Below are 18,656 nucleotides of genomic sequence, written 5' to 3' on the forward strand. Positions count from 1 at the left end.
ACTTCACTGTTCTGGAAGTGCCCATGCCTGCGCTGAATCACCCTCGCCCCCCTTCTGAAACCCTGGCCAACGGTCTGCGGGTGACGCTGCGTCATGCGCCGGATTTGAAGCGCTGCGCAGCGGCGTTGCGAGTCGCCGCGGGCAGCCACGATGTGCCGCTGGCCTGGCCCGGCCTGGCGCACTTTCTCGAGCATCTGCTGTTTCTGCACACCGATCGGTTTCCTGCGGACCAGGGGTTGATGGCCTACGTCCAGGGTCATGGTGGGCAGGTCAACGCGCGCACCAATGAGCGCACCACCGACTACTTCTTCGAATTGCCAACGCAGGCATTGGCCGGTGGGCTGGAGCGTCTGTCAGACATGCTCGCTCACCCGCGCATGAATCCGGACGATCAGCAGCGCGAAAGAGAAGTGCTGCAGGCCGAGTTTATCGCCTGGTCCAAGGACGCCACGGCCCAACAGCAACTGGCGCTGTTCAACGGGCTGAGTGAAACGCATCCATTGCGCGGCTTTCACGCCGGCAACCGCGACAGCCTTCCGGTATCGCAGCCGGAGTTTCAGCACGCCTTGCAGGATTTTTATCAGCGCTTCTATCAAGCCGGACAGATGACGCTGAGCCTGGCGGGTCCGCAAAGTCTGGAAGAGTTGAAAGCGCTGGCCCAGGCTTTCGCTGATGCCATACCCGCAGGCGAAACGATCACCCAACAAGCGCCTGCGCCGCTGATGGGCACTGCCGACAACCGTTATCAACAGGTGGACGCCCATCGCCTGCATCAGTTGTTCGCCCTCGAAGCACTGCCCGACTCATCGGCTGACGCGTTGGCGTTCCTGTGCCACTGGCTGAACAGCGCCAAGCCCGGCGGGCTGCTGGCCGGTTTACGCGACCGGGGCTGGGCCACCCACCTGAAAGCGGCGCCGCTGTATCAATTTGCCGGGCAAGCCTTGTTGCATATTGAATTCACGCTGAGTGCCAGTGCACCTTCAACGGCGATTCGCGAGCAGTTGCTGGATTGGCTGGGCTTTTTCGCCCGGCAAGACTGGAGCGCGTTGAGCACCGAATACGCCGCCCTGCTGCAATGCCAGCAGCACGTCGCCACAGCCCTGCAACTGGCCCGACTGGACAGCGAACAACTCGAAGCCGGGTTATCCGAACAGGGTGCGACGGCCCTCAGGCACGTGCTGAATCAAATCGGCGCTGTGGATAACTTCAGCGGCCAATGGCAACTGCCGACTCCCAATCCCTTCCTGCGCTCCGATGCGCCTGCCCCCAACGCCGGCTTGATTCGTGGCCAGACCAGCGCCCACCGTGGCCTGCGCACCTTTGCCCAGGATCGCTCGCGCACTCGTCGCGAACGCTCGCCCATGCAGTTCAGCCAGGCGTTGTCGGACAGCGGTGCACAAGGGGCCGTGTATCTGCGTTGGCGTCTTGATGCGGCACCGGGCACTCTCCTGCAATCGGGTCTGGACAATTATCTGCAGCCATTGCGCGAGGAGGCGCGGCAAGCGGGTGTGGATGTCTCGTTCAACGCCTCGGGCAATGAATGGTTGCTTAAGATGACCGGACTGCAGGAGCCGATGCCCGTTGTACTGGAGCATGTGCTGAAAGCGCTGGCGAAACCTGAAATCGACGGTTCGCAGGATGAATCAGCCTTGATGCCCATTCGGCAGCTGCTCAAGGCGCTGCCCGGTTGCTGCCTCGAGCCCTGCGCACTCTCGGATGATCTGCAACAACTCTGGTCAAGCGCCCGCTGGGATGGCCTGGCGATAGGCCTGTCGGTACAGACCCAAGCGGCCATGGGCGTGGCATTGAGCCGCATCCCCGGCACGCCGGACAGTCAGCTGACACCGCCGCCATCGAGCCAGCCGCAACCTCTGTGGAGCACCATCGATACCGGCACCAGCGAACACGCGTTGCTGCTGTTCTGCCCATCCGCGAACGCGATCGCTGACGAAGCCGCGTGGCGCCTGCTGGCACACGTCTGCCAGACGCCGTTCTACCAGCGCCTGCGGGTGGAGTTGCAACTCGGCTATGCGGTGTTCAGTGCCTTGCGCCAGATGCACGGGCAGACTGGACTGCTATTCGGTGTGCAATCGCCAAGTGTCGAGCCGGTCGACCTGCTGCAACACATCGAGCAGTTCCTGGACGGGTTACCGCCGATGATCCGGGACATCGATGACGAGAGTTTCATCGCCCTGCGCCAGACCCTGGCCGACCAATTCGCCAGTACCGTGTTGCCCGACGCCCAAGCGGCCGAACTGCTGTGGCAGGGCAAACTGGCGGGCCGCTCGTCGGATTATCTGAGTCAACTGCCCCAGGCAATTCTGCTGGTTGATCGACCGACACTCATCGCCGCTGCCCAACGCCTGAAACAGGCCGAAGGCGGCTGGCGCTGCCTGTCCAACGGGAGTTGCCCCGGTTCGCCCTGGCAAGTGACAAAATGATCGTTACTGAGGCCGCAATTAACTTTTTCGAACATTTGCGGCCAATTATTGTGAAATTTTAAGTAACATAGCTGCCTAACTATCTGAACATCTCCTGCTGGAGGTGGACTATATGTATAGATCTCAACTGTCCCATCACCTGAAGGAGCGCTCCCATGTCCTGGTCCAAACCTGCTTACACCGACCTGCGTATCGGCTTTGAAGTCACCATGTACTTCGCCAGCCGTTGAGTCCTGCCGCCAGGCAGAACATGCGGTCCAACGCCTCGGTTTGCCGAGGCGTTTTTATTTTCAGCTGTTGAATGATGGGAGCCTCCATGTTTGTCCAGATCCTGGGATCCGCCGCTGGCGGCGGTTTCCCCCAATGGAACTGCAACTGCGCGAACTGCGCAGGTTTTCGCGACGGTAGCCTGAATGCCAGGGCGCGCACTCAATCGTCGATCGCGATTTCCGATGACGGGGTCAATTGGGTGCTGTGCAACACCTCGCCGGACATCCGCGCCCAGCTCCAGAGCTTCGCCCCGATGCAACCCGGCCGCGCCCTGCGTGATACCGGGATCGGCGCGATCATTCTGATGGACAGCCAGATCGACCACACCACCGGCCTGCTCATGCTGCGTGAAGGGTGTCCGCATCAGGTCTGGTGCACGGACATGGTCCACGAAGACCTGAGCAGCGGTTTCCCGCTGTTCAACATGCTGACCCACTGGAATGGCGGCCTGACCTGGAACCGCATCGAACTCGATCAGAGCTTCAGCGTCCCCGCCTGCCCCAACCTGCGCTTCACCCCGCTGCCGCTGCGTAGCGCCGCGCCGCCCTACTCACCCCATCGCTTCGACCCGCACCCTGGGGACAACATCGGCCTGATCGTTGAAGACATCAACACGGGTGGCAAACTGTTCTACGCACCGGGCCTGGGCAAGGTCGATGCGCCGTTGCTGGAGATCATGGCCGGCAGCGATTGCCTGCTGGTGGACGGCACGCTGTGGGACGACGACGAAATGCAGCGCCGTGGCGTCGGCACCCGCACCGGGCGGGAGATGGGTCACCTGGCGCAGAATGGCCCCGGCGGCATGCTCGAAGTTCTGGAGCAACTGCCCACGCAGCGCAAAGTCCTTATCCACATCAACAACACCAACCCGATTCTCGATGAGGATTCGCCGCAACGCGCGGAACTGGATCGGCGCCAGGTTGAAGTGGCGTATGACGGCATGAGTATTGTTTTGTAAGTAGCCGAGACCGCTGCGCGGTCCATCGCCAGCAGGCTGGCTCCCACAGAGGGAACGCGATCACTGTGGGAGCCAGCCTGCTGGCGATGAGGCCGGTGCAGACACCACAGAATCCATCGGTTGCCCCCGGAGAACCGCAATGACCGACACCCCGATGTCCCCCGCCGAATTCGAAGCCGCCCTGCGCGCCAAGGGTGCCTATTACCACATCCATCACCCGTATCACGTGGCGATGTATGAAGGCCGGGCGACCCGCGAGCAGATTCAGGGCTGGGTCGCCAATCGCTTTTACTATCAGGTGAACATCCCGCTCAAGGACGCCGCCATTCTGGCCAACTGCCCGGACCGCGAAATCCGTCGCGAGTGGATTCAACGCCTGCTCGACCATGACGGTGCACCCGGCGAGGACGGCGGCATCGAAGCCTGGCTGCGCCTCGGTCAGGCCGTCGGCCTCGACCCGGATCAACTGCGCTCCCAGGAACTGGTGCTGCCCGGCGTGCGTTTCGCCGTGGACGCCTACGTCAACTTCGCCCGCCGCGCCCGTTGGCAGGAAGCCGCCAGCAGCTCGCTGACCGAACTGTTCGCGCCGCAGATCCACCAGTCGCGCCTGGACAGCTGGCCGCAGCATTACCCATGGATCGACCCGGCCGGCTACGAATATTTCCGCACGCGCCTGGGTCAGGCGCGACGCGATGTCGAGCACGGCTTGGCCATCACCCTGCAGCACTACAGGACGCGCGAAGGCCAGGAGCGCATGCTGGAAATTCTCCAGTTCAAACTGGACATTCTTTGGAGCATGCTCGATGCCATGAGCATGGCTTACGAACTCAAGCGCCCGCCGTATCACAGCGTGACCGAACAACGGGTCTGGCATAAAGGAATCACCTTATGAGTTTCGATCGCAGCAAGACCCCGACCTGGCGGCCCGGCTACCGCTTCCAGTACGAACCGGCGCAGAAAGGCCACGTGCTGCTGTACCCCGAAGGCATGATCAAACTCAATGAAAGCGCCGCGCTGATCGGTGGCTTGATCGATGGCCAGCGCGATGTCGCGGCGATCATCAATGAGCTCGACAACCAGTTCCCCGGCGTGCCCGAGCTCGGTGACGACATCGAGCAATTCATGGAGGTTGCCCGTGCGCAGCACTGGATCACCCTTGACTGATCTGCCGCCCAAGCCTGAGGTTGGTCTGCCACTGTGGCTGCTCGCCGAGCTGACCTACCGCTGCCCGCTGCAATGCCCGTACTGTTCCAATCCTCTGGATTTCGCTAAGCAGGGCGAGGAGCTGAGCACCGAGCAGTGGATCAAGGTGTTTCGCGAGGCCCGGGAGATGGGCGCGGCACAACTGGGTTTCTCCGGCGGCGAACCGCTGGTGCGCCAGGACCTCGCCGAGCTGATTGCCGAGGCGCGCAAGCTGGGCTTCTACACCAACCTGATCACCTCCGGCATCGGTCTGACCGAGCAGAAAATCAGCGACTTCAAAAAGGCCGGCCTCGATCACATCCAGATCAGCTTCCAGGCCAGCGACGAGCAGGTGAACAACCTGCTGGCCGGGTCGAAAAAGGCCTTCGCGCAGAAGCTCGAAATGGCCCGCGCGGTGAAGGCCCACGGCTATCCGATGGTGCTCAACTTCGTGACCCATCGGCACAACATCGACCAGATCGACCGCATCATCGAGCTGTGCATTGCGCTGGAAGCGGACTTCGTCGAACTCGCCACTTGCCAGTTCTACGGCTGGGCGCAGCTCAACCGCGTCGGCCTGTTGCCGACCAAAGAGCAACTGGTGCGCGCCGAACGCATCACCAACGAATACCGGGCAAAACTCGAAGCCGAAGGTCATCCGTGCAAGCTGATTTTCGTCACCCCGGACTATTACGAAGAACGCCCGAAAGCCTGCATGAACGGCTGGGGCAGTATTTTTCTGACGGTCACCCCGGACGGAACCGCACTGCCCTGTCACGGCGCCCGACAACTGCCGGTTCAGTTTCCCAACGTGCGCGACCACAGCATGCAACACATCTGGTACGACTCGTTCGGCTTCAATCGCTTTCGCGGCTACGACTGGATGCCTGAGCCCTGCCGCTCCTGCGACGAGAAAGAAAAGGACTTCGGCGGCTGTCGCTGCCAGGCGTTCATGCTCACCGGTGATGCGAGCAACGCCGACCCGGTGTGCAGCAAATCGCCCCATCACGGCGTGATCCTCCAGGCCCGCGAAGAAGCCGAGCACGCCACTCAGACCATCGACCAACTGGCCTTTCGCAATGAACGAAACTCACGCCTCATCGCCAAAAGCTGAACCCTTCAGCGCGGCCAACGCCGTCGCCGCCGGTGTCGACTTTGCCGAGTTGCAGGCCGGCGCCAACGGCCTGTTCTGGAACGAATACCGCCCGCAAGATGGTGCCTGCCGAATCTGGCACTGGCGCAATGGCACGGCGAAATGTCTGACGCCACCAGGGTTCAGTGTTCGAAGTCGGGTGTACGAATATGGCGGTGGCGCGTTTTGTCTGACTGACGACGGCGTCGTTTTCGTCAACGAGGCCGACCAGCAACTGTATCGGCAATCGTTGCAGGGCGAACCCGAAGCGCTGACATCAGGGGCGTGCCGTTATGGCGATCTTCAGTTCGCCCATGGTCAAGTGCTGGCGGTAGAAGAGAACCGCGACCGACATCGCCTGGTGGCGATTGATCTGACGGACGGCGGACGGCATTTGCTGGCCGAGGGGGCGGATTTTTACGCGGCACCCACGCTGAGCCCGGATGCCCGTCGGCTGGCCTGGGTCGAGTGGAATCGCCCGCATCAGCCCTGGACGGCGACGCGCTTGATGGTCGCCGAACGCCAGCGCGATGGCGGGTTTTCACCGCCCCGTTGCGTCGCCGGTGACGACGCTCAAGAGTCCCTGCAACAACCACGATTTGACGACAGCGGGCGCTTGTATTGCCTAACCGATCGCGGCGGTTTCTGGCAACCCTGGGTGGAATCCAGCGAGGGATTGAGCCCATTACCCAGTGCCGCTGCCGATCATGGTCCCGCGCCCTGGCAACTCGGTGGCTGCACCTGGCTGCCGCTGGGCGGGGCCGGCTATCTGGCCACTTGGACGGAAGGTGGTTTTGGCCGATTGGCGGTGTGTGGCGACAACAACGAGGACTTCACGGGCGAATACAGCCGCTTCCGTCATCTCGCTGTGGATAACCAGTTCATCTACTGCATCGCGGCATCGCCGATCAGTTCGTCAGCGGTGATCGCCATCGACCGCCAGACCCGTGAGGTGAACACACTCGCCGGCGGCATCACACCACTACCTGCCGAGCAGATCAGCCTTCCACAAACCCTGCGTTACCCGAGTGGTTCGGGCGAAGCTCACGGCTTCTTCTACCCGGCGATGACGGGCGAGGCCAAACCGCCGCTGGTGGTGTTCATCCACGGCGGCCCGACATCGGCGTGCTATCCGATGCTCGATCCGCGCATTCAGTACTGGGCGCAACGGGGTTTCGCCGTGGCCGATCTCAACTACCGCGGCAGCAGCGGCTATGGGCGAGCCTATCGCCAGGCCCTGCATTTGAGCTGGGGCGACGTCGATGTCGAAGACGCTTGTGCAGTGGCCAGTCACCTCGCCGAACGCGGATTGATCGACGGCGACAGAGCGTTCATTCGTGGCGGCAGTGCCGGCGGTTACACCACGCTGTGCGCACTGGCGTTCCACAAGGTCTTCCGCGCCGGCGCCAGCCTCTATGGGGTCAGCGATCCTGTCGCCCTGGGCCGGGCGACCCACAAGTTCGAGGGGGATTATCTGGACTGGCTGATCGGTGATCCGGTGCAAGACGCCGAGCGCTATACCGCACGTACGCCATTACTGCATGCGAGCAACATCAGCGTGCCCGTGATCTTCTTTCAGGGCGAACTGGATGCGGTGGTGGTGCCGGAGCAAACAAGGGAGATGGTCACCGCGCTGCAGAACAACGGCATTGCCGTCGAAGCCCATTACTACGCTGACGAACGCCATGGCTTTCGCAAGGCGGGCAATCAGGCCCATGCACTGGAACAGGAATGGTTGTTTTATCGACGGGTGATGGAGCACGCCGGCTGAAATCGGCGGTGCTCCAGTCGCTGATCGCGATGGCTAATACGCCGCGAAACTCAACGCTTGGCGATGATGTACACCGCATGCACGATGCCTGGAATGTAACCGCACAACGTCAGCAGAATGTTCAGCCAGAACGCCCCGCCAAACCCGACTTGCAGAAACACGCCCAGCGGCGGCAACAGAATGGCGATGATGATACGAATGAAATCCATGGGGTCAGCTCCTGATTGAAGTCGGCTCATGCGAGCCTCACACACAATCGACCTGCGCCGCTGGTCAGGGTTCACTGTCGATAGGCTTGAGCATCAAAGCGCCATAGAGAATGACGCCGACAAAAAAACGCCCCACGCCAAAAAAATCCAGCGTGGGGCGTGCGTTATACCGCGAGACGGTTCGGGGATTCGTGCAGGGTGTGTCTGATCAGACGGCGATTCCTTTGCGGCACTGCAACTGGGCGGTGCGTACACGGGAGAAGGCACGGGCCAGTCGCAGGAGCATTTCGTCGATGTTGGCTTTGCTGACATTCAGCGCCGGTGTGAAGCGCAGGCAATCGGGTTGCGGGGCGTTGAGCAACAGGCCTTCGTAAAGCGCAGCCTTGACCACGGCGTCGGCGGAATCATCGGACAGGGTCAGACCCCAGAGCAGGCCTTGTCCGCGTAACTCGCCGTGGCCATAACGGCGCGCCAGACGCTGCAGCCCTTCACGCAGATGCTGGGCACTTTGCCCGACATGCTCGAGAAATCCCTTGTCGTGCACGCTGTCGAGCACGGAGAGCCCCGCCGCTGTCATCAAGGCATTGCCGTGATGAGTGCCGGTGATTTCACCGGTTGCAAAACAACAGGCCTTGCCCCGCGCCAGCAACGCCGCCACGGGCACGCCACCGCCCAGCCCTTTGCCGAGCACAACGATATCCGCCCGCACGCTGTAGGACTGTTCGGCAAGCAAGGTGCCGCAGCGCCCGATGCCGGTTTGCACTTCGTCGAGGATCAACAGGATGCCGAGTTCACGACACAGGCGCTCGACGCCTTTGAGGTAATGCGCGGTCGCCGGTATCACGCCGGCTTCGCTCTGGATCGGCTCGAGCATGATGGCGACGGTGCGCTCATCCACGGCCGCATGCAGCGCTGGAAGATCGTTGAACGGAACGTGGCTGAAGCCCGGCAGCTGCGGCTCGAACCGGTTGACCTGCGTCGAACTGTCTGACGCGGAGATCGTCGCCAGACTGCGACCATGACAGCCGTTATTGGCGACGATGATCCGCGAAGCACCGCCGCGATGCTGTTGGCCCCATTTGCGCGCCAGCTTGATCGCCGCCTCACAGGCTTCGCTGCCACTGTTGAGCAGGTAGGCCTGGTCGCTGCCGGTGCTGACACACAGTCGCTCGGCGAGGTTCAGCATGCCGCGGTTATGCAAACCGAAACCGGGGTTAATCAGTGTTTGTGCCTGCGTCGCGATGGCATTGACCAGCGCCTTGGGGCTGTGTCCAAGGCTGTTGGCGCCACCACCTTGGGAGAAATCCAGATAAGCCCGGTCATCGTTGTCCCACAACCAAGAACCCTGGCCGCGGACAAAAACCTGTTTCGGTCGCTCGACACTGGGCATCAGGCACTCACTGGAAAGGTTGTCGCCCCTGGACTGAAAGGAAGCGTGCGCCACTAGATCATCAAGGCTTGGTGAGTGACGACGCAGATTGAACAAATTCATCCGTTCAATCTCCGTTTTGGATTTTTTGCCTTACCTATGTCAACACCATCGAAGCAAACGGTAATCATCGCGCTTTGTGGCCCTGTAAGCCTTGTGAATACGGTTAGACTAGGCTCAGGCAAGGCCTTTGGCCATTTCGATTTCTCATCATTTTCGATAAGTATTACTTATGGATTTTAAACAACTGCGTTATTTCGTCGCGGTCTACGAAGAGGGCCATGTGGGCCGTGCTGCCGAGCGGCTGTCCATCTCTCAACCGGCGCTGTCCCAGCAGATCCGGCAACTCGAACAATCGCTGGACGTGACCCTGTTCGAACGCAGCAGCAAACGACTGTTGCCGACGCTGGCGGCACATACCCTGTACAACCACGCCTTGCCCCTGCTTGATGGCTTGCAACGGGCGCGCGAGGCGCTGGGCAATTTCAAGGGGCAAGCGCTGCGCACACTGGCGATTGGCGTTTTGCAGACCGTGCATACCAGCCTGGTGCCGCAGATGCTCGAACGGGTGCGCAAGGCGCAACCGCATCTGGTGGTGCAGATCTATGAGTTGACCGGCCTGGAAGTCGAGCGACGCCTGCTCAATGGCTCGCTGGACATCGGCATCAGCTACCTGCCGCCCCGGCAGCCTGGCTTGCACGGCGTGATGCTGTACGAAGATGAGCTGACGCTGGTCATCCCGGCGGACCATCCGCTGCGGGAATTCAAGAAAGTATCCATGAGCCAGGCCGCCGAGCTGCCCATGTTGCTGCTGGGCGAGGAGTTTCAAGTGCGGCAGATCTGGCAAACGCAACTGGCCAGCATGGGGAGACGCCCGCAGGTACAAGCCGAGCTGAACAACATGGCGGGGATTCTCGACAGCCTGCCGCACACGCGATTGGCGACGGTATTGCCTGGGCGCTCGCAAAAAGCCCACGGCAGCAAGGACCTATTGTGGAAACCCCTGAGTGAACCCCGGGTACCGCTGAAAATAGGACTGGTGTGTCGGGATGTGCAACGGCAACAGGCCTCGATGGCATTGTTGCGAACATTGCTGGAGGAGGTGATAAATCGACCGGATGAGCGCTTGAACACCCCATCGGCACTGGATGGACTGAGCTGAGTACTTTTTTGCGGGCATAAGAAAACCCCGCCGAAGCGGGGCTTTGCAGACTGTTTCCCTGACATCCATTTCACTCCGCCGTCCTGGCAGAATCCTACGTGTCCGTGTTGTAGCTTTGCGCTTCCTGCGCTACGTCCATGTGAAGTAGATTAGCTGTGGATCCAATCTGCTTCTATGGGAGAAGTGCAGCACGTCGTGTAAGAGAATGCTTACATGACGTCACACCTTCAGAATTGCGCTGCATCCAGCAGGAACAGCGACTCGCTGCCAGCCCTCACCGACGCACTCAACGAATGAATTCGCGGCAGCAGCCGGGCGAAGTAGAAACGTGCCGTGCCCAGCTTGCTGGCGTAGAAATCGTCCTGCGCTTCTTTGCCGAAAGCAGCCTTGGCCATCAGTGCCCACATGTAGGCATAGGCGGTGTAGCCAAACACTTGCAGGTATTCGACCGACGCGGCGCCGATTTCATTCGGGTTGTTTTTTGCCCGATCCAGCAACCACGCCGTCAGCTCATCGAGGGTCGTCACGGCGTCGTTCAGCGGCTTGGTGAACTCCGCCAGGTCGGCGCTGGCCGTGGCGGTGAAATGACGAATCTCGTCAGCGAACAGTTTGTAGAACGCCCCGCCGCTGCCGACGATCTTGCGCCCGACCAGGTCCAGCGCCTGAATGCCGTTGGTGCCTTCGTAGATCTGGGTGATACGCACGTCGCGCACCAGCTGCTCCTGGCCCCATTCGCGGATGTAGCCGTGGCCGCCGAAAATCTGCTGACCATGTACGGTGGTTTCCAGACCCAGATCGGTCAGGAATGCCTTGGCCACCGGCGTCAGCAACGCCACCAGGTCCTCCGCACGCTTGCGGGTCGTGCCGTCTACACTGAACTTGGCAGTGTCCAGTTGCATGGCCACGTAAGTCGAGAAAGCGCGGCCGCCTTCGTTCGATGCTTTCATGGTCAACAGCATGCGACGCACGTCCGGGTGGACGATGATCGGGTCGGCCACTTTGTCCTTATTCTGCGCGCCGGTCGGCGAACGGCTTTGCAGGCGGTCACGGGCGTATTCGATGGCGTTCTGGTAGGAACGCTCGCCCGTCGCCAGGCCTTGAATGCCGACACCCAGACGCTCGTAGTTCATCATGGTGAACATGGCTGCCAGGCCTTTGTTCGGCTCGCCAACCAGATAACCCACGGCTTCGTCGAAGTTCATCACACAGGTCGCGGACGCCTGGATGCCCATCTTGTGTTCGATCGAACCGCAGTTGGCCGGGTTGCGCGCGCCCAGGCTGCCATCGGCATTGACCATGAACTTCGGTACCAGGAACAGCGAGATGCCTTTCGGCCCTGCCGGGGCATCCGGCAGTTTGGCCAGCACCAGGTGAATGATGTTCTCGGTCAGGTCGTGTTCGCCCCCGGTGATGAAGATCTTGGTGCCGCTGACCTTGTAGGAACCGTCGGCCTGAGGTTCGGCCTTGGTGCGGATGATCCCCAGATCGGTACCGGCATGCGGCTCGGTCAGGCACATGGAACCGGCCCAGACACCGGCGTACATGTTCGGCAAGTAGGCGGCTTTCAGTTCTTCGCTGGCGTGGGCGTTGATCGACAGACAGGCACCGGCCGTCAGCATCGGGTACAAACCGAATGCCAGGCTGGCAGAGTTGACCATTTCTTCGACCTGGGCCGAAACGGCCTTGGGCATGCCCATGCCGCCGTAGGCCGGATCACCGCCCACGCCGACCCAGCCGCCCTCGGCGTAAGTCTGATAAGCCTGCGGGAAACCGGCCGGCGTGGTAACGGCACCGTCCGCCCAGTGGCAACCTTCTTCATCCGCGGCACGGCTCAGGGGCGCGATGCTTTTGCTGGTGACCTTGCCGGCTTCTTCCAGGATGGCCTCGACCGTTTCCGCGTCGACGGTTTCGGCCAACGCAGGCAGCTCGGCCCAGAGTTTGGCGACCTCGAAAACTTCATTGAGGACGAAACGCATATCGCGCAGGGGCGCTTTGTAGTCAGCCATGGCAAACCTCGCAAGATCTAAACGGGTGAATCGTAGGGGGAGTATTTTCGTTGTGTCCGAGTGTAACCCAACAACTTTTGTGACACATAGGGTCAGGCGGTGACCATTTTGTAATGTTTGGTCATAGACCGCGCAGTCATAAAAAAACCCGCAATTACGCGGGCTCCTTTGTCACTGGTTTTAAAGATTAAAGCGCAAACAACTCCGCCGGCAGCTGCATCAGGCAGTCGCTGCCCGCCTCGATCGCCGACCGATGAGCGGCTGTACGGGGCAGCAGGCGCTTGAAGTAAAACTCGCTGGTCGCCAGTTTGGCCTTGCAGAAATCCGCATCGCCACCGCCCGCCTCCAGCCGTGCCTGGGCCACCAGTGCCATGCGCAACCACAAATAGCCAAGGATGATGTAGCCGCTGTACATCAGGTAATCCACCGAAGCGGCACCCACTTCATCCGGATTCTTCATCGCCGCCATGCCGACCCTGGTCGTCAATTCGCCCCACTGCTGGTTCAGGCCATTGAGTTGCGCCACATAGCTGGCCAACTGCGGATGTTCGGCGTTCGCCGCGCAAAACCGGTGAACGATTTTGGTGAAGCCGCGCAACAACTTGCCCTGGCTGCCCAGGACCTTGCGCCCAAGCAGGTCCAGTGCCTGAATGCCATTGGTGCCCTCGTAGATCGGCGCGATGCGGCAATCGCGCACCAGTTGCTCCATGCCCCATTCACGAATGAAGCCATGACCACCGAACACCTGCATGCCGAGGTTGGTCACCTCCAGGCCGGTGTCGGTCATGAAGGCCTTGCAGATCGGCGTCAGGAACGCCAGCAAGTCTTCAGCGTCCTGGCGTGCGGTTTGGTCTGCGCTCAGGTGTGCAACATCCAGCAATTGCGCCGTGAAGTACGTCAGTGCGCGATTGCCTTCGTTGAAGGCCTTCATGGTCAGCAGCATCCGGCGCACGTCCGGATGGACGATGATCGGGTCGGCCGCTTTGTCCGGTGCTTTGGGGCCGGTGAGCGCGCGCATCTGCAAACGCTCGTTGGCGTACTTGATCGCGCCCTGGAAACTCGCCTCCCCCAGGCACAAGCCCTGCATCCCGGTGCCCAGGCGCGCATGGTTCATCATGGTGAACATGCAGTTAAGACCCTTGTTCGGCTCGCCGATCAGGAAACCTTTGGCGCCGTCGAAGTTCAGCACACAGGTGGCCGACGCCTTGATGCCCATTTTGTGTTCGATGGAGCCGCAGGAAACACCGTTGCGCTCGCCAGCCTCACCGGCGGCATCGGGCAGGAATTTGGGCACGATGAACAGCGAAATGCCCTTGGTGCCGGCCGGTGCGTCCGGCAGCTTCGCCAGCACCAGGTGAACGATGTTGTCGCTCATGTCGTGTTCACCGGCGGAGATGAAGATCTTGCTGCCGGAGATCGCGTAACTGCCATCGGCCTGGGGCACGGCGCGGGTCTTGATGATGCCCAGGTCCGTGCCGCAATGGGCTTCGGTCAGGCACATGGTGCCGGTCCATTGGCCAGCGGTGAGTTTGCGCAGGTAGGTCTGTTTCTGTTCGTCGGTGCCATGGGCGTGGATCGCTGACATGGCGCCGTGAGTCAAGCCGGGGTACATGCCCCAGGACGTGTTGCTCGACGCCACCATTTCGCTGATGACCAGCCCCAGAGAGCTCGGCAGACCCTGGCCACCGTAGACCGGGTCAGCCGCCAGGCCATGCCAGCCGCCTTGCACATACTGTGCGAAAGCCTGCTTGAAGCCTGCGGGCGTCGTGACCACGCCATTGTCGAAATGGCAGCCCTCTTCGTCGCCGCTGCGGTTGAGTGGCGACAGCACGTTCTCGCAGAACTTCGCGCCCTCTTCAAGAATCGCACTGACCATGTCCGCACTGGCCTCAGTGGCCCCCAGTGCGGCGTAGTTGCTGGGAAAGTCGAAGACGTGGTCGATCAGAAAGCGCATGTCGCGCAGGGGAGCTTTGTACTCGGGCATGGTCATTTCTCCGGCAGCAGATGACTCAAACCTACTGCTGCCGACCACGCCTCACAATCACAGTCCAGACGCTGAATGCGCCATCATCACTCAACCGCAGCGGCGTCCATGCGCACCGCGCCACGACGAGTCTGACCGAATGCCATGACACAGTTACGGCCGGCGCCCTTGGCGCTGTAGAGCGCCTGATCGGCGGATTTGAGCACTTCTTCAGGGGTGCGTTGTTCAATGCGCTCGGCGACGCCGATGCTCACCGTGACCGACACGCTCGAAACATTGGAGCCCGAACGGCGCTGGCGTCCCTGACTATCGTCCTGCGGACGGCTGTCCTGGTTACGCAGATGAATGTTATAGGTGGCGATGGATTCGCGGATGACCTCCAGGTGCGGCATGCACTCTTCGAGGGTCTTGCCGGCGAACACCAGGGCAAACTCCTCACCGCCATAGCGATACGCCTTGCCGCCCCCTCCGATTTTCGACAGTTTGCTGGCGACCAGTCGCAGCACCTGGTCACCGACATCATGGCCGTGGGTATCGTTGAATTTCTTGAAGTGGTCGACATCGCTCATGGCCAGCACGTAGTTGCGCCCCAGTCGCTGCATGCGCTCGTTCAAGGCACGACGCCCCGGCAGACCGGTGAGTTCATCGCGGAACGCCATTTGATAGGCCTCGTGCGCAACGGCGGCGGCGATCATCAGCATCACCTGGCTGCACATGATGTTCAGGGTGAATGGCAGGATGAAGGTTTTCGGCAACATCCAGAACAGTCCGAGCAAGCCCACGAGTTGCGCGGCGTGCAGCGGTCGCGGATTGCGCCAGTACTGATACACCAGCAGCAGGAACGAACCGATGAACACCGGGTAGGACAACTGGATCAGGCTCATCCAGGCACCGTGCAACGCCGGCCAGCGGATCTCCGAAAGCCAGATCAACAGCGCATGCGGGTAACTTTGCTCCAGCCCCAACGCCACGCTGCCCACGGCCAGCAACACGGCGAAGCGCGCCACCATGTCCTGGAACAGATGAGTACGCTCCTGCCAGGCGGCGAATACGCCAAATAACAACGGCAATAGCAAGCAACACAAGTGGAAGACCACAGCAGCGTCATCGCGCACCTTGCCGTTATCGCGGTAGTAGTCGGTCTGGGTGTCGAGCAGGTAGTAGGCGATGTACACCGTGACCATCAGAAACAGTTCACGCTGACGTCGGTAAACCGCGCAGTAAGAACCGCCGAGCAACAGCACCAGGGTTGGCAGCACGTTGAACAGCGAAGTGAAGAAGACGTTCAGATCCTTGACGTAAGCAGCCGCAAGTCCCGCGAACAACAGCAGTAATGACGGCAGGAAATGACTGAAACGTACAGCGGAAGAACGCGGCAAGGGTAAAGCTCCGACCGTCAAATCAAAAAAGATGGCAATGTGCCCACCACTTTAACGGCAAAATCTCCGGATTGCTGAGTGAATTACTGAGGTATTTTTGTAAAAAAGAGCATCACTGGCGACGAACGGTCTGCCAGTGACGCAAGGTAAGCCCCGACACGCTGGACGAGACCCGCTGTCGCTTGAGCATTGCCGAAAAAAAACCGCCAGTCCCGAAGGAATGGCGGCTCTTTGCACGACAGCGTTAAGACTTAGTAGCCCAGCGCGAAGTCTTCTTCTTTCATGTCCATCAGGTTGTTGGCGCCCGACAGCATGGTTGCCACGTGAGTGCGGGTACGCGGCAGGATGCGCTGGAAGTAGAAACGCGCAGTCTGCAACTTGGCGGTGTAGAACGCCTGTTCGGTGGTGCCGGCAGCCAGTTTTTCCGCAGCCAGACGCGCCATGTCGGCCCAGAAGTAGGCCAGGCAGGCGTAACCGGAGTACATCAGGTAGTCCACGGAGGCTGCGCCGACTTCTTCGCGATCCTTCATGGCGGCCATACCGACCTTCATGGTCAGCTCGCCCCATTCCTTGTTCAGTGCAGCCAGCGGTGCGACGAATTCCTTGACCGCTTCGTTGCCCTCGTTGTTCTGGCAGAACTTGTGGACGATCTTGGTGAAGCCTTTCAGAGCCTCGCCTTGAGTCATCAGCACTTTACGGCCCAGCAGGTCGAGTGCCTGGATACCGGTGGTGCCTTCGTACAACATCGAAATGCGGCTGTCGCGAACGTTCTGCTCCATGCCCCACTCGGCGATGAAGCCGTGGCCGCCGTAGATTTGCACGCCGTGGTTGGCCGATTCGAAACCGACTTCGGTCATGAAGGCTTTGGCGATTGGCGTCATGAAGGCCAGCAGAGCGTCGGCTTTCTTCTTCTCTTCTTCGTCCACACCGTACTTGACGATGTCGACCTGTTTGGCGGTGAAGTACACCATCGCACGGTTGCCTTCGGCGAAGGCCTTCATGGTCAACAGCATGCGACGTACATCCGGGTGCACGATGATCGGGTCAGCGGCTTTGTCCGGCGCTTTCGGGCCAGTCAGCGAGCGCATTTGCAGGCGATCGCGAGCGTATTTCAGGCCGCCCTGGAAACCGATTTCGGCGTGGGCCAGACCTTGCAGCGCGGTGCCCAGGCGTGCGGTGTTCATGAAGGTGAACATGCAGTTCAGGCCTTTGTTCGCCGGGCCGATCAGGAAACCGGTGGCCGCGTCGAAGTTCATCACGCACGTGGCGTTGCCGTGGATGCCCATTTTGTGTTCCAGGGAACCACAGGACACCGCGTTACGCGCGCCGATCGAACCGTCTTCGTTCGGCAGGAATTTCGGCACGATGAACAGCGAGATGCCTTTGGTGCCAGCCGGTGCATCCGGCAGGCGGGCCAGCACGATGTGGACGATGTTGTCGGCCATGTCGTGTTCACCGGCCGAGATGAAGATCTTGGTGCCGGACACTTTGTAGGTACCGTCGGCCTGAGGCTCGGCCTTGGTGCGCAGCATGCCCAGGTCGGTGCCGCAGTGCGGTTCGGTCAGGCACATGGTGCCCGTCCATTCGCCGGACACGAGTTTGGTCAGGTAGGCGTGTTGTTGCTCTGGGGTGCCGTGCTCGGAGATGGTGTTCATCGCGCCATGGGACAGGCCTGGGTACATGCCCCACGACCAGTTGGCTTCGCCGACCATTTCGCTCACCGCCAGACCCAGGGACTCCGGCAGGCCCTGGCCGCCGTGTTCCACGTCGTGGGCCAGGCTTGGCCAGCCGCCTTCGACGAATTGCTTGTAGGCTTCTTTGAAACCGGTCGGGGTTTTAACGCCGGACTCGCTCCAGGTGCAGCCTTCGAGGTCACCCACGCGGTTCAGCGGAGCCAGCACCTGCTCACAAAACTTGGCGCCTTCTTCGAGAATGGCGTCAACCATGTCCGGAGTTGCGTCTGCGCAAGCCGGAAGGCTCTGATAGTGCGCTTCGTAGCCGAGCAGTTCGTCACGAACGAAGCGAATATCACGCAAGGGGGCCTTGTAGTCAGGCATAGCGATAAACCTCTGCTGATGTAACCGGGAATGAGCGACCGTGTCGATTTGTTGTGACGGTCAAACAGTTGTTTGAAACATACGTTTACGCCCAAATCTTGTCAAGCGCCGATCTTTTGCCGTTCGTCATCACTGTTCGGGAATGGCGGACGCACCGATGCGCAACGCCGTTGACCGAGCAACACGTCGTATCGGAAAGATTATTTTTGGCAAGAAGGACTTACACAGCAAAACGCCGCGAATGTTCGCGGCGTCGCAGGTGCAGATTCAGCGAGGAATCAGGCGAACGTATCGATCAGCGTACCGAGCATTTCATCGGATGCCTTGGCCACCCTGGCCCCCAGCTCAACCTGAAATTTGCCTTGGGACAGCTCGACCACGTTGCTGGCCAGGTCCGATTGCTGACTACGATCGACCGAACGCAACCGATCAACTTGAGCTTCTGAAGATTGGCTGGTCACCGAGCGCTCGATCGTCGAGTTGGCGATTTGACTGGCGGCCTGGTCGACACGGTTCTGCCCTGTCTGAATAGTGCTCAGACCGGCATAAAAAGCGGTGCTTCCTGAGATTTCCATGGGAGAACCCGTCTTTGCAAAGGATCAATAGTGCGCATTGAACCAGAGCCGGCGGCAAAACACCCGACAAAAACACTAATGGCACAGTGCCTTGTCATAGG

15 protein-coding genes are annotated in these 18,656 nt (G+C 60.6%); 8 read left to right on the forward strand and 7 right to left on the reverse strand.

Going from position 1 to position 18,656, the window contains the following annotated elements:
• Window positions 1–23 precede the first annotated feature (23 nt).
• The 7 genes from pqqF (at window position 24) to GQ39_RS22475 (ending at window position 7,754) form a co-directional block, all read left to right on the forward strand.
• A complete protein-coding gene (pqqF, locus tag GQ39_RS22450; protein WP_047534189.1) occupies window positions 24–2,441 on the forward strand; it encodes a pyrroloquinoline quinone biosynthesis protein PqqF in 2,418 nt (805 codons plus the stop codon).
• A gap of 155 nt (window positions 2,442–2,596) precedes the next feature.
• The gene (gene pqqA / locus GQ39_RS31740; protein WP_009045898.1) at window positions 2,597–2,671 is read left to right on the forward strand and encodes a pyrroloquinoline quinone precursor peptide PqqA; all 75 of its coding nucleotides are present in this window, start codon (window positions 2,597–2,599) and stop codon (window positions 2,669–2,671) included.
• An 86-nt stretch (window positions 2,672–2,757) separates the two neighbouring features.
• Window positions 2,758–3,669 (forward strand): pyrroloquinoline quinone biosynthesis protein PqqB, encoded by a 912-nt coding sequence (pqqB, locus tag GQ39_RS22455; protein WP_047534191.1) that lies wholly within the window; start codon window positions 2,758–2,760, stop codon window positions 3,667–3,669.
• Window positions 3,670–3,808: 139 nt separating this feature from the next.
• Complete coding sequence (gene pqqC, locus GQ39_RS22460; RefSeq protein ID WP_047534195.1) at window positions 3,809–4,561, forward strand: pyrroloquinoline-quinone synthase PqqC; 753 nt, start codon at window positions 3,809–3,811, stop codon at window positions 4,559–4,561.
• Window positions 4,558–4,833: a pyrroloquinoline quinone biosynthesis peptide chaperone PqqD gene (gene pqqD / locus GQ39_RS22465; protein ID WP_047534197.1), complete on the forward strand. Its 276-nt coding sequence runs from the start codon at window positions 4,558–4,560 to the stop codon at window positions 4,831–4,833. The genes pqqC and pqqD overlap by 4 nt, the downstream gene beginning before the upstream one ends.
• On the forward strand, window positions 4,826–5,965 hold the full coding sequence (gene pqqE / locus GQ39_RS22470; RefSeq protein ID WP_442961706.1) for a pyrroloquinoline quinone biosynthesis protein PqqE: 1,140 nt from the start codon (window positions 4,826–4,828) through the stop codon (window positions 5,963–5,965). The genes pqqD and pqqE overlap by 8 nt, the downstream gene beginning before the upstream one ends.
• Entirely contained in the window at window positions 5,931–7,754 is a 1,824-nt protein-coding gene (locus GQ39_RS22475) for a S9 family peptidase (protein WP_047534202.1), read from the forward strand. The genes pqqE and GQ39_RS22475 overlap by 35 nt, the downstream gene beginning before the upstream one ends.
• 50 nt (window positions 7,755–7,804) lie before the next feature.
• On the opposite strand, the gene GQ39_RS31745 is transcribed toward GQ39_RS22475, so the two are convergent.
• Both GQ39_RS31745 and GQ39_RS22485 read right to left on the reverse strand, forming a co-directional pair.
• Entirely contained in the window at window positions 7,805–7,963 is a 159-nt protein-coding gene (locus tag GQ39_RS31745; protein ID WP_003228885.1) for a YqaE/Pmp3 family membrane protein, read from the reverse strand.
• Window positions 7,964–8,171: 208 nt separating this feature from the next.
• Complete coding sequence (locus GQ39_RS22485; protein WP_047534213.1) at window positions 8,172–9,455, reverse strand: aspartate aminotransferase family protein; 1,284 nt, start codon at window positions 9,453–9,455, stop codon at window positions 8,172–8,174.
• Between the two features lie 169 nt (window positions 9,456–9,624).
• Between GQ39_RS22485 and GQ39_RS22490 the strand changes: the two genes are divergently transcribed.
• Window positions 9,625–10,554, forward strand: coding sequence for a LysR family transcriptional regulator (locus GQ39_RS22490; RefSeq protein WP_047534216.1), 930 nt, complete (start codon window positions 9,625–9,627; stop codon window positions 10,552–10,554).
• Between the two features lie 227 nt (window positions 10,555–10,781).
• Here the strand turns inward: GQ39_RS22490 and GQ39_RS22495 are convergent, their stop codons facing one another.
• The 5 genes from GQ39_RS22495 to GQ39_RS22515 all read right to left on the reverse strand — a co-directional run bounded on the left by GQ39_RS22495 (window position 10,782) and on the right by GQ39_RS22515 (window position 18,555).
• Window positions 10,782–12,560, reverse strand: a complete 1,779-nt coding sequence (locus GQ39_RS22495) for an acyl-CoA dehydrogenase C-terminal domain-containing protein (RefSeq protein WP_047534219.1) — start codon at window positions 12,558–12,560, stop codon at window positions 10,782–10,784.
• 187 nt (window positions 12,561–12,747) lie between these two features.
• Entirely contained in the window at window positions 12,748–14,544 is a 1,797-nt protein-coding gene (locus GQ39_RS22500) for an acyl-CoA dehydrogenase C-terminal domain-containing protein (RefSeq protein WP_047534221.1), read from the reverse strand.
• 86 nt (window positions 14,545–14,630) lie between these two features.
• Window positions 14,631–15,923, reverse strand: a complete 1,293-nt coding sequence (locus GQ39_RS22505; RefSeq protein ID WP_047534227.1) for a GGDEF domain-containing protein — start codon at window positions 15,921–15,923, stop codon at window positions 14,631–14,633.
• Between the two features lie 251 nt (window positions 15,924–16,174).
• Complete coding sequence (locus tag GQ39_RS22510; RefSeq protein ID WP_047534229.1) at window positions 16,175–17,980, reverse strand: phenylacyl-CoA dehydrogenase; 1,806 nt, start codon at window positions 17,978–17,980, stop codon at window positions 16,175–16,177.
• Window positions 17,981–18,258: 278 nt separating this feature from the next.
• Window positions 18,259–18,555: a hypothetical protein gene (locus tag GQ39_RS22515; protein WP_047534232.1), complete on the reverse strand. Its 297-nt coding sequence runs from the start codon at window positions 18,553–18,555 to the stop codon at window positions 18,259–18,261.
• Window positions 18,556–18,656: the final 101 nt, after the last annotated feature.

It is taken from the genome of Pseudomonas sp. 11/12A, from assembly GCF_000800055.1.
In the GTDB taxonomy this organism is placed as follows: domain Bacteria; phylum Pseudomonadota; class Gammaproteobacteria; order Pseudomonadales; family Pseudomonadaceae; genus Aquipseudomonas; species Aquipseudomonas mohnii.